This window comes from Hwangdonia sp. (genome assembly GCF_048381975.1).
In the GTDB taxonomy this organism is placed as follows: Bacteria; Bacteroidota; Bacteroidia; order Flavobacteriales; family Flavobacteriaceae; genus Hwangdonia; species Hwangdonia seohaensis.
In genome coordinates, this window is record NZ_JBLWYT010000009.1 from 1 (window position 1) to 11,952 (window position 11,952).

Genomic DNA, 11,952 nt, shown 5'->3' on the forward strand with positions numbered 1-11,952 from the left:
TACAAACTAGTCAAGCTACTTGGGACACATTAGCTGATAATTTCAAAATTAATAATTGGAGTTATAATATAATTTTACCACAACCAGGTTTTGACATACAACAAGTATCAAATCGAGATAGAATTAATAATAATATATACGAGTTAGCAATCCCAATGTATGAACGAATTTTAGGAAGTATGGCTCAATTAGAAATTTGGGGTTCATAAAAAAAGTACTGGCTACAACAATGTATAAAAATAATAGCGGTTTAATCGCTAAAACGAAAGTGAAATTATAATAAAAAAGGTCTGTGTTTAACCGAAAAGTTAGTGGTTATAAATCCGCTACTATTCTTATACTTGACCGTTAAACGAACCCTCCAAAAAACTTCTCAAATAATCCCAAACAATTAAATTATCTTTGCAATTCTTAACACGACACCATGCGCATCGATATTATTACCGTTTTACCAGAATTACTTAAAAGTCCGTTTGAAGCCTCTATTTTAAAACGCGCTATTGAAGCTGGTTTGGTTCAAGTTCATTTTCATAACCTACGCGATTACACAACTGACAATTACAAATCTATCGACGACACCCAATTTGGTGGCGGCGCAGGTATGGTGATGATGGTAGAGCCTATTGATAAATGCATTACCGCTTTAAAGGCAAAACGCAACTACGACGAGGTTATTTATATGACACCCGACGGCGAAACCTTAAACCAAAGCATCGCCAATCAACTCTCGTTAAAAGGAAACATTATTATTTTATGCGGCCATTATAAAGGTGTGGACCAACGTGTGCGCGACCATTTTATTACCCGCGAAATATCTATTGGCGATTACGTGCTGTCTGGTGGCGAATTGGGTGCTGCTGTACTTTGTGATGCCATTATAAGGTTAATTCCCGGGGTTTTGGGCAATGAGACTTCTGCCCTAACCGATTCGTTTCAAGATAATTTATTGGCGCCGCCCATTTACACCAAACCACGTGAGTACAAAGGCTGGAAAGTCCCCGAGCTTTTATTTAGCGGCAACTTACCGGAAATTGAAAAATGGCGCGAAGAACAAGCCTATTTACGCACTAAAGAACGCCGACCCGATTTACTGGACGACTAACTCAACGTGAGTTCAATATAATTAACTTTATTGAATGTTAATAATCAAGCATATACATGTCGTGTCAGCTTGAGCATTGGTTGAATTTATTGACAATTCTAATTCGAAAATGGGGTTTTTAAATCGAACTCACATTAACTTAAAATTAAACCTATGGAACACATGGATACAATACAATGGCAATTTGCCATAGCTGGCTTTATTAATGGCTTGGTGCATTTAATTGTTCTTACAGCCTCAATAATTATCGTAGTAAAAAAACGCTCTGTGGCATCGTTATTATTACTTGTGGGAAGCCTTTTAAACAGTGTTGGTTTAGTTGGTGGTTTTGTATATAATGCTTGGGCTGCCCAAAAAGGAACCGAAGCCATATTGGATGCGCAGGTCACGCTCACCTTTTTTAATGCGTTCTCTTTTTTTGTTTTTGGACTCGGACTCTTTTTACTGGCCTTGGGTTTTTATAAGAAAAGCTGAATGTTTTTACGGCAAATTGGAAACAAAACTTACTTTAAATTTTTAAGAATAAAGTCTACGGTTTTGTTTGTATTGCTGTTTACTGTGTAAGCATCGGTAATATGTTTTGCAGGAACGGCCAACCCTTTTTCAATAAGCGATTCTATATCATCGGCATATTCCAACGACACTTTACCGGTTAGCAGCAAGCTTAAATTTTTATTGGCGTGATAATAATCGTAAACCTTTTTTAGTCCGGTTAAATATAAATAATCCTTGGTAAAACCGCCTCCTCTGTGCGCCCTTACCGTAATATAATAGGCAGCTTCTTTTTCCAAATCATATTGATTATGGAGCAGTCTAAAAGTTTTTGAAAACGAATAGCCTTTAGACAAACTGTTTACCGCAATTACACGATATGCCAGCTCTTTTAAGCGGGTTACCGTTAAATTATTGCTCATATATTCGGCAAAAACAGCCAAACCTTCTTGGGTTTCTTCATTATTGGGAAAACCATGTGAAAATATTTTTAAGGGATGCAATAAACCATTCATGGTGGTTACCATGTGCACGCCAATTTCGTGGTTGGTAAGTACCCCAATTTCGTTATCGGAATACACGTGATTTGTATTCAACACCAAGGTTTTGGCATTGTTTGATACCATGGCTATGGCTGAAATTTTATCGGAATGTTTTATATGATATGTAAAATCGTATTGCTTGGAATAGGCTCTAAAGAAAGACTCTGCTTCTTTGGCATTGTATTTTGGTGCAAATGCTTGTGAATCTAAATCTTCATCTTCAAAATGAAGAATATATTTCGCATTTTCAACATCAATTTCAGTGGGTGTTCCAAAACAATGCAAACTATTGTAATAAAACTTTTTACCGCTGCCAATGGTCTCGATGCATTTAATTAGGCCAGAATAGGTGTAGATTATATCTTCATAGAGGTTTTTAATCCGCTCGTCTTCAATCAGTTCAATCTGTTGCTTAAATAATTTTCGGTGCAGTTTAAATCGGTCAAAATTAATGTCTGGATATTTAAAAACAGGTTGGGTTAAGTATTTCGATGAAAAAAAACGTGCTTTTTCTTCTTCAATATTAGTTGGGTTTACAAAGCTAAGCAGTTCAATTTGCTTAACAAGCGCATCAATGCTTTTATCGATTTCCAAAAGTGGTTTTGTAATTACATTATCAGTCTTCATATTAAATCTTCAATCATTTAAAGGTATTGTAGGTGTTTGTGGCGTGTTTGGGTATGCGCCTTAGTAGTTCAATTTCCGTATGCCGTACGATTTCAGGATAAACAATATAATCATATTCGTCGCAATACACTTTGGCAATTTCGGTGGCTAAAACCAAGGTGTTTTTAAAGTTGTTGGTTATATATTTTAAAAAATAACCGTTACCCTGAAAAGTATCGTTAATTTTTGAAGTGAACGGTATGCCGTACGGAAATTTTATTTCCGATAAACTTTGTCGCCAATTTTCAACAGCCTCTCCAAAACGGTTGTTATCGATATTCGAAGTGCCTAAATTCCATGTGGGCACCTCCCTTTCCCATCGTTTCCAGTTGTAACTGTGCATATCGTAAACGGTACAAAACCCGAATTTTGATTCTAAAACCGAAATTAAAGTATGTACCACTTTGTAAAAGTTGTTGTGTTTGCGTAGGCTTTTATCTTTCATGTCTTCCGATAGTGGTTTGTGCCACAGTTGCTTTCCCCAAGCGGTATCAAAAACGGCAGCTTCCGGCGCACGGTTTAAATCGTACTCAAAGCGCGAGTCGCAGCCCGCAATTACAATGGGATGCGATTTAACCATTTTTTTGGTCTCCGGGTCTTCTTCGTACCAACGCTCGTATTCAGTATGTATGCAATTGGGCCAAAGCTCTTTTCTAAACTGATGCCCGTCATGAATGGCCGCACAAGCATAGGGCACATACTTATCGATTTTTAGGGTAAATGAATAATCTGAAGACACGGCTTCAAACACCTCTTCATTTTTAATTTTGGCAATTATATCTTTAAGTGGAAGTTTTTGCATATTTTATTCTTTAACCAAAGTGCCCCATTCCGTCCACGAGCCATCGTAAACAGACGTCTTTTTATACCCCGAAATTTCAGCACCTAAAGCTAAAACACAAGCTGTTATGCCCGAGCCGCATGAAAAGATAACGTTATCCTCTTCATTAATGATTTCTGAAAAAATATCCTGTAATTCCTTTTCGGATTTTAGCAAACCATCGTCGTTTAATAGGTTTTTAAACGGGATGTTTTTTGAATTTGGAATCGTTCCCATTCGTAAGCCCACTCTGGGTTCGGGCTCTGTACAATTAAATCGGGCCGCAGAACGTGCATCGATTATTTTATATGTTTTTTCTTTTGAAGCTTTACTAACATCCTCAAAAAATTGCATGGCTTTAGGCTGAAGTTTTGACACAAAATCACCAGCTTCACCTGAATAATTTTTAAACGTTTCCGTTGGAAATCCTGCTTTTAACCATGCCGGAAACCCACCATTTAAAACCGCCACATTTGAGTGTCCGAAAGCTTTAAACAACCACCAAACCCGCGCACTGGAATAGATGCCTTTATCATCTGAAATCACAATAGCGCTATTACTATTTATACCCAAAGCCCTGGCTTCTTTTTGAAATTGTTCCGCCGAAGGAAATGCACTCGGAAACGGATTCGATACATCGCTGAATTTATTTTTTATATCGAAATAACGCGCCTTTGGAATTTGCTTTTGTGAAGCTTCAAACTCCTTATTAATCGTGCCGTCTAAAACAACGAGGTTTTCGGCATTCAAATTTTCATGAAGCCATGCCGCTGAAACAATGGGTGTTTTTAGATATATATTGGAATCCATTTTAATTGTTTTATGATAGAAAACTGAAAATTGAAACTGCGACCGTCAACTGCAAATTAATTAAGCGTCTTGCACTGTTTTACGCAATCGTGTACGTCTATCAAAAGCTTGAAGTTTATCAATCACTTTCATTTCTAAAAAATCGACAACCTTCTCCTCTATTTTCGTTTTAAGTTTGTACACTTTATTGATGTATGTTATGCCTCCGGGAGACATCACATTAACTTCAACCAGTTTTCCGCCAATCACATCAATGCCCACAAAAAACAGACCGTCGTTTACCAATTTAGGGCCAATTTGTTTGCACAGTGCTTTTTCGGCTTTGGTTAACGTATGCCTTTGCACGCTTCCGCCAGCAGAAACATTGGAACGGTGATCTTCTTTTCCCGGAACCCGTTTCATAGCGCCAACAGGTTCGCCGTTAAGCATTAAAATACGGATGTCGCCTTCATCGGCACCTTCAATATAATCTTGTAAAATCACGTAATTTGAAGAACCGTCGCCACTGCTGTTGATATAAAAATCCAATAGCGAGTTAATATTGCTCATCGCCGATTTTTCAATAAGAATAACGCCTGAACCTCCAAAACCGTTAAGTGGTTTTAATATCATTTTATCGGCGGCAGATTCTTTAATTTGCCTAATCAAGTAATTTTTATTTTTCGATACGTGGGTTGCCGGAATGATGTTGCTGTGCGCATCGCCAAAAGCAGCCGTGTATAGTTTATTGTTCGCTTCGCGCATACCTTGAAGCGAATTCATGATAAACACATCGTCTTTAACCGAATCTAAAAAGTTAAGCATGATGGGGTCTAACGGCGGATTTGCTCTAAAAAATATCACATCAAATCCTGCTAGCGGTAGCATTTCTTCGCGCAATTGGGCTTTATTATAAAACGATTTTAACGACGATGGCGTTTTGTCCATTCGATTTATAACGGTACAACTGGCATTGGTAACGCTGTTTCTAATGGTTAGATTTGCCGGTGTACACATGGCAACACCATGTTTGCGTTTTACACATTCTTTAATTAAAGCTAATGTGGTGTCGTTTTCTGGGTCAATATCTTCCCATGGGTACATTATAAAACAAATGTTCATTTTATTGGAGTTTTGACGGTTTGTCTAAAGTTAAAAAAATTAATTAGTAATCTACGGTTTAAAATTTACGAATCTAAATCAAAAGTTTCTGTCGGGTCTTTTAATTCTTTGTAATCCAACATGTTTTCACCATCTGCAATTATGGAGCAAACCGTAGCATCTCCGGTAACATTAACAACAGTTCTAAACATATCTAAAATGCGATCTACTGGAAAAATAATGGCAATCCAAGCAGGATTTAACCCCACTGAATCCAATACAATTATAAGCATAACCAAACCGGCACTAGGTACAGCTGCAGAACCAATTGAGGCTAGCGTTGCCGTTAAAACTACAGTTATCTGTTGTGCTATGGTTAAATCTATCATGTGTATTTGCGCTAAGAAAACTACAGCTATAGCTTGGTACAAGCTCGTTCCGTCCATATTAACAGTCGCACCAATTGGTAACACAAAACTGCTTATCTTTTTATTAACGCCTAAGTTTTGCTCAACACACTCCATAGTTACAGGTAACGTTGCTGCGCTACTAGACGTTGAAAATGCTAAAGTTTGAGCAGGACTCATTGATTTGAAAAAGCCAACGTATGGAATTTTCTTAACAAACAATTTGAGAATCATAGGGTATACGACAAATATCATTAGTAATAATCCTGCTAAAACCGTGAGCGAATACCAACTAAGGCCTTTAAATATTTCAACAACCTTACCAATATCATCCCCTGCCATTTTACTTACAACCCCTGCTAACAAAGCAAAGACAAAAAATGGTGCTGCTTGCATAACAACATCTACCATTTTTAGAAAAACCTCGTTAATTCCGTCCACAAGATTTAAAACAGGATCTGATTTATCATTAGGAATAAACAATAAACAAACACCAAAAAACACAGCGAAGAATATAATTTGTAACATTAACCCATTATTGGATAATGAATAAAAGAAGTTACTTGGAACAATGTCTACCAATGGCTGTAATGGCGTTGTTTCTTTTTTCTTTTTTACTATCTCCAATTTATCGGATACAGCCGCTTCTTGAAGTTCGCTTTTTGTTAGTTCTGAAATCTCTTGGGCACGTTCAAAAAAATCTTCTTTTTGTAAATAATTGATGCCATCTTTAATTTCGTAACCTTGGGAATCTGCCCAAATCTCATAACTTATCCTGTTATCAATTCTACTTTCTTCATCAATAAGTTTTCCTGGTTTTATAATATTTACCAAAACCAAACCCAATGTAACTGCCAGTAAGGTTGTGAGAAGATAAATCCCAAGGGTCTTTCCTCCCATTCTTCCCAAACTCGAAGGGTCGCCAATATTTGCTACGCCACTTATAATAGAAAATAAAACCAATGGTACCGCAATGAGTTTTAATAAATTAATAAAAATGGTTCCAAAGGGGTCTATCCAATTTATAGTAAATGCACTCCAACCCATCGTGCTCGATAATAAAGCCCAAATGATTCCTAAAACCATTCCTATAATAATCTTCCAGTGCAGCGCGAGTTTCTTCATAAGTTTTTTCCAGCCTCTTTAAGCAAGAGGTTTTTTTTAGATTCGTAATTTAAAATGGCTAACAATATAAGTATTTTTTGTGTGTAGCAACCATGGTTTACTTTCAATTTTTGCCAAAAGGATTGCTTGCAACGCAGCGCTATGTTTTTGGGTCGCGCCTAAACACTTCAATCAAATTAAAAAGAACAATACAAAACACCACCCAAATGGCACCCGCAATAAATCCGCCCAATATATCCGAAGGAAAATGTACACCCAGGTAAATACGGCTGATCCCGATGCTTAAAATCAGCAAGGTTAACATAAAAATAGTGGTAAATTTTATAAACCCGTTCATTTTAAACTTATAAAAAAGATAGATTAAAAAACCATAAAAAGCCATGGCACTCATGGCATGACCACTGGGATAGCTTAGTGTTTCAACCGAAACCATGTGTTCTATATCAGGTCTTGCTCTATTTATAAAACGTTTTAATACCAAGTTTGAAAGCGCCGATAAAAACAATACCACAGAAATTTGAACCACGTATTTTTTCCGTTTAAAAATAACTAGGGACAAAAAAATACTAATGGCAAGTACGGATGCATAACCATAAATATCGCCCACATGGGTTACAAACACAAAATAATTTGTTAAGGCTGATGACCGAAACGAAATAATGTAATCGGTAATTCTAGTATCGTACTCGGCAAGTACGTCTGTGGTAAGTGTTTCGGTGAGTTCAATAAATAAATTGATACCCACAACTACAAAAACCAAGGCTAATAAAAGGGCAATCACATAAGGCAAGGTAACATTGTATTTGCCCAACTTATTTATTAAGAAGGTTCTTATTTTTTTTATAAATGTTATTAAAATTTTAATCATATTGTTTAAAAAAAATTAAGGTAGTAAATTTTATGGATTACATAATAGGCATCAAACCGATTTTTAATTAACGGATGGCCCCACTTCAACAAGCTCAGTGTAGGCTAATTGTGTTCTCGAAATAGCGTTTGAAACTACTCAATTTTTATAGCATCAATAATTCCCATTAAACGATGGGTTTCGGTAAGAGCCACAATTATTTTTTGATAGTGTAAAATATCTTCAAAAGTTAAAGTACACCCTTGCCTGTCCATTAACCATTTTTGCGCGGGTTGGTAACCACCAATATAAAACTCCCAAGCGATTTGTGGCACATTGTCAAAATATTGGGTGTCGTTTATCCAGACTTTGCCGGCCACGTCATTGTGAGGCACTTGCGACGTAGCAATGACGTTTGGCTCGAACCCCATACTGTCTTTGGTCATTTTTCGGGTTACTACATTATCGCCATCAATGGGGTAACTGGTGATATAATTTTCGGTTTTTGGCGATTCCAGTAAATGCAATTGCCTTAGTTGGCCACCCCATTTTACCAATTCCCAAAAGGCATCGACATTTTTTGGATACGGCACTTTGGAATAATCTATTTTTAAAAATTCTTTGTATTTCTCCCTATAATTTTGGCTGTGCAACACGGCATAGTTATAATCCAAAATATCGATGGGTGCAAAACTGGTTTTGTAATCGTCGCGAAGCTCGGTGCTGTTGGCAAAACAAACGTTGCCATCGCTGTCTTTATCCGGCACAAAAGTTAAGTCTAGTTTTTTGGCTATTTGATTGACGATGCCTGTTTTTTCATTGCCATTATCAATTGAGGCAAAAATGCCCGACTGCAGTTTGTTGGTAATCAATTCAACGTACTCTCCTAAAGTCATATTGTGTTTTTGGCCGTCGTTTGCGTGAATTATTAATTGAATATCAAATATAAAGATATGTTTTTATTTTGCAGATAAAACGCCTCTGTGTTTTTTGTTTTGGGCGTTACCCCGACCCTTCGACTGCGCTCAGGGCAAGGGGTCGGGTTATTCGTTACAAGTCCGCGCTCGTACCTCGCTGTGGGCTTTCCACTGCTATCCCTAACGCGGAAACCCAAATACGTTAATATAATCGTCATAACGAGGAGCGCAATAACGTAGTTTTAAAAAGATACAGCCCTTCGACTGCGCTCAGGATAAATTGCAAGTGGGAAATAGCTTCTAAAAAAAGACTAACTGTAAATCTTATTTATTAAATAAAAATCGGCGATAACCAAAGCCGCCATGGCTTCAACAATGGGCACTGCTCTAGGCACCACACAGGGATCGTGTCGTCCTTTTCCGTGCATTTGCACTACTTTACCTTCTTTATCAATGGTTTCGTAGGCTTGGATAAGTGTGGCAACGGGCTTAAAAGCGACGTTAAAATAAATATCCATCCCGTTGCTGATACCTCCTTGAATACCACCGGAAAAATTGGTTTTTGTAGTGCCATCGGTATTAAATGCATCGTTGTGGTCGCTGCCGTACATGGTGCTACCGTGGAATCCGCTACCGTACTCAAAGCCTTTTACAGCGTTTATGGAGAGCATCGCTTTACCGAGTTCGGCATGCAATTTATCGAACACGGGTTCACCCAAACCAACGGGCACATTCTTGATAACACAGCTTACAATACCGCCAACGGTATCGCCTTTACTGCGCACCTCTTTAATGTATGTTTCCATTTTTGAAGCCATGGCTTCGTCTGGGCAACGCACCATGTTTGATTCGATTTTTGTTAAATCCAACTCAGTGTATTGTTTGTTGAGTTTCATGTTTCCAACCCCAGAAACATAAGCAGTAATTTCAATGCCTTTTAGCATTTGTTTTGCAATGGCACCGGCAACCACCCGACATGCTGTTTCGCGTGCCGAACTACGTCCGCCACCACGATAGTCTCTAAAACCGTATTTTTGGTCGTAGGTATAATCGGCATGACTAGGTCGGTAACTGTCTTTTATATGCGTGTAATCGTGCGATTTTTGGTTGGTGTTTTCAATAACAAAGCCAATGGAAGTTCCCGTGGTTTTACCTTCGAAAATACCGGAATGGAATTTTACCGTATCGGGTTCTTTACGTTGGGTTACAATGGCCGATTGCCCGGGCTTGCGCCTATCCAACTCGTTCTGAATGGCTTCTAAATCAAGCTCGATGCCAGACGGACAGCCGTCTATAACGCCACCCAAAGCGGGGCCGTGAGATTCACCGTAAGTTGTTAAGCTGAATAGTTTTCCGAAAGAGTTCCCTGCCATAGTAAAATTTTGATGCTAAAATAATTCTATTATTAGACATACGGAAATTGTTAACTGAAAATCGATGACCGAAGACTGAAGACTGTTGACCGAAGACTAAACAACGTTTCTTTTAAAGCGTTTATTGGGCGTATGGAATGCGTTATAAATCTTTACATCAAATCTAGAAAAAGTCCAATATAATTATGGTTTTGGCGTTACATTTGTAAATGTTAACTGAATATTAAAATGATCTATTTTTTACAATAGTCCGTATATTGATATTGAGACCTCTTTTTTAATGGTTAAATTTATAGTATAAATTATGATACGAATCTTACCTTTGCGTTCGATTTGAAACACATTAAATATTAATGAATAAAAACAAAACATTTAAACTTATGAAAAAATTATTTTTATTATCAGTTGCCGTATTGGGTTTTACATTTGCTGCAAGTGCACAAGAGATTTCAAACAATGCTATTGGGCTCCGTTTGGGCGATAGCGATGGCTTTGGTGCCGAAATATCGTATCAGCATGCTTTAGGCGATAACAATCGTTTAGAATTGGATTTGGGTTGGAGAGATGGCAAAAACTACGACGGTTTTAAACTGGCTGGTTTGTACCAATGGGTATGGAATTTAGATGGCGGGTTTAACTGGTATGCCGGTGCCGGTGGTGGTTTAGGGTCGTTTAGTGTTAACGTTCCAGGAGGAAACGACGCTACCGATACCTTTATTTTTGTTGCTGGAGATGTTGGTATTGAATATAATTTTGATATTCCTTTATTACTGTCGTTGGATTTTAGACCCGAAATTGGTTTTGGAAATGACAATTTTAACAACAATGATTTAGATTTTGATATTGCTTTAGGTATTCGTTATCAGTTCTAAAAAACAATTTATATCATTTTTAAAAAGCGCCCGATTGGGCGCTTTTTTATTGGGGTTATTTTTTGGCTGTATTTGACATTGTCAGAAAAAAAAGATAAATTCGTTTAACATCTGATATAAAACACCTGTGCTGAGTTAAGTCGAAGCATAAAACGGTTTTATATCAGTAAAGTATTGGAAAACATTTGATGCAGCAAAAACTCAAAGACATTTTAGCAGTTATTTTAATTTCTGTAGTTATGGTAGAATTATTAATTTATAATTCTGATATTAATTTCATTTACACTAATGTTTATGTAATTACAGTGGTCAATTTATTATGTTTCGGTGTTTTTATTTTTTGGCATACAAACAAAATGGGTATTCGAATCTCATTATCACTAATCACATTAGGAGTTTCATTTAGTCTTTTTTTTCTTAGAATTTATGAAGGACTTGTCTTATGAAGAAAGATTACAAAATTCCTGGCATATAGATAATTTAAAAATTGAACTTATAGAAAAAGAGTTTTTTATTTCTTCTAAAACAGAATTACACCTAAAATTAAAAGAAAAATATGCATTTGGATTACTTTCTAAAAATATTGACATTGTAAAACCTAATCTAAACTTAAAGTTTGGTGTAACGGACTGTATTATTGAATTCGAAAGGACTCAAACTAAATTTAATTTGTGCAAAAATAAACAGCTCAAATAATCTAAAAACGTTAGCCAACTTAAGTCTTGTATAGTTCATCCTTACAATGAACTTCGATTTAAATTTATATTTTTAAACAAATCATTGGTTTCTCGGAAAAATAGTAAGACTTTGCCTCAATCCTTTTTTCATTGGATTATTCGCTATAAATGGCTCATCTTAGCACAAGGTGCTTCGGCTGAAAATCCACTCGAAACCATACA

The 11,952-nt window shown here is 36.8% G+C and carries 13 protein-coding genes; 5 read left to right on the forward strand and 8 right to left on the reverse strand.

Annotated features, from left to right (window positions below):
* From ACN5J7_RS14415 to ACN5J7_RS14425, 3 genes are all read left to right on the forward strand, one after another.
* Positions 1 to 209 (forward strand): hypothetical protein (locus ACN5J7_RS14415; RefSeq protein WP_418604444.1); only part of this gene is annotated, 209 nt, incomplete at its 5' end.
* 215 nt (positions 210 to 424) lie between these two features.
* The gene (trmD, locus tag ACN5J7_RS14420; RefSeq protein WP_418604445.1) at positions 425 to 1,102 is read left to right on the forward strand and encodes a tRNA (guanosine(37)-N1)-methyltransferase TrmD; all 678 of its coding nucleotides are present in this window, start codon (positions 425 to 427) and stop codon (positions 1,100 to 1,102) included.
* Between the two features lie 162 nt (positions 1,103 to 1,264).
* Positions 1,265 to 1,576 carry a hypothetical protein gene (locus ACN5J7_RS14425; protein WP_311938599.1) on the forward strand — a complete coding sequence of 104 codons (312 nt, stop codon included), beginning with the start codon at positions 1,265 to 1,267 and terminating at the stop codon, positions 1,574 to 1,576.
* A gap of 29 nt (positions 1,577 to 1,605) precedes the next feature.
* On the opposite strand, the gene ACN5J7_RS14430 is transcribed toward ACN5J7_RS14425, so the two are convergent.
* The 8 genes from ACN5J7_RS14430 to aroC all read right to left on the reverse strand — a co-directional run bounded on the left by ACN5J7_RS14430 (position 1,606) and on the right by aroC (position 10,181).
* Entirely contained in the window at positions 1,606 to 2,763 is a 1,158-nt protein-coding gene (locus ACN5J7_RS14430; RefSeq protein WP_418604446.1) for a flavohemoglobin expression-modulating QEGLA motif protein, read from the reverse strand.
* Between the two features lie 13 nt (positions 2,764 to 2,776).
* Positions 2,777 to 3,604 (reverse strand): N-formylglutamate amidohydrolase, encoded by an 828-nt coding sequence (locus ACN5J7_RS14435; protein WP_418604448.1) that lies wholly within the window; start codon positions 3,602 to 3,604, stop codon positions 2,777 to 2,779.
* A 3-nt stretch (positions 3,605 to 3,607) separates the two neighbouring features.
* Positions 3,608 to 4,432 (reverse strand): sulfurtransferase, encoded by an 825-nt coding sequence (locus ACN5J7_RS14440; protein WP_418604449.1) that lies wholly within the window; start codon positions 4,430 to 4,432, stop codon positions 3,608 to 3,610.
* A gap of 60 nt (positions 4,433 to 4,492) precedes the next feature.
* Positions 4,493 to 5,533 (reverse strand): glutathione synthase, encoded by a 1,041-nt coding sequence (gene gshB / locus ACN5J7_RS14445; protein WP_311938607.1) that lies wholly within the window; start codon positions 5,531 to 5,533, stop codon positions 4,493 to 4,495.
* A 65-nt stretch (positions 5,534 to 5,598) separates the two neighbouring features.
* Positions 5,599 to 7,044 carry a dicarboxylate/amino acid:cation symporter gene (locus ACN5J7_RS14450; RefSeq protein WP_311938609.1) on the reverse strand — a complete coding sequence of 482 codons (1,446 nt, stop codon included), beginning with the start codon at positions 7,042 to 7,044 and terminating at the stop codon, positions 5,599 to 5,601.
* Positions 7,045 to 7,183: 139 nt separating this feature from the next.
* Entirely contained in the window at positions 7,184 to 7,912 is a 729-nt protein-coding gene (locus tag ACN5J7_RS14455; RefSeq protein ID WP_418604450.1) for a phosphatase PAP2 family protein, read from the reverse strand.
* Between the two features lie 134 nt (positions 7,913 to 8,046).
* Positions 8,047 to 8,787, reverse strand: a complete 741-nt coding sequence (locus tag ACN5J7_RS14460; protein WP_418604451.1) for a type ISP restriction/modification enzyme — start codon at positions 8,785 to 8,787, stop codon at positions 8,047 to 8,049.
* A gap of 332 nt (positions 8,788 to 9,119) precedes the next feature.
* Positions 9,120 to 10,181, reverse strand: a complete 1,062-nt coding sequence (aroC, locus tag ACN5J7_RS14465; protein ID WP_311938615.1) for a chorismate synthase — start codon at positions 10,179 to 10,181, stop codon at positions 9,120 to 9,122.
* A 380-nt stretch (positions 10,182 to 10,561) separates the two neighbouring features.
* Here aroC and ACN5J7_RS14470 point away from each other — a divergent pair, with 380 nt between their 5' ends.
* Both ACN5J7_RS14470 and ACN5J7_RS14475 read left to right on the forward strand, forming a co-directional pair.
* Entirely contained in the window at positions 10,562 to 11,053 is a 492-nt protein-coding gene (locus tag ACN5J7_RS14470) for a hypothetical protein (RefSeq protein WP_311938617.1), read from the forward strand.
* 426 nt (positions 11,054 to 11,479) lie between these two features.
* Positions 11,480 to 11,749 (forward strand): hypothetical protein, encoded by a 270-nt coding sequence (locus ACN5J7_RS14475; protein ID WP_418604452.1) that lies wholly within the window; start codon positions 11,480 to 11,482, stop codon positions 11,747 to 11,749.
* The last annotated feature ends 203 nt before the right edge of the window (positions 11,750 to 11,952 follow it).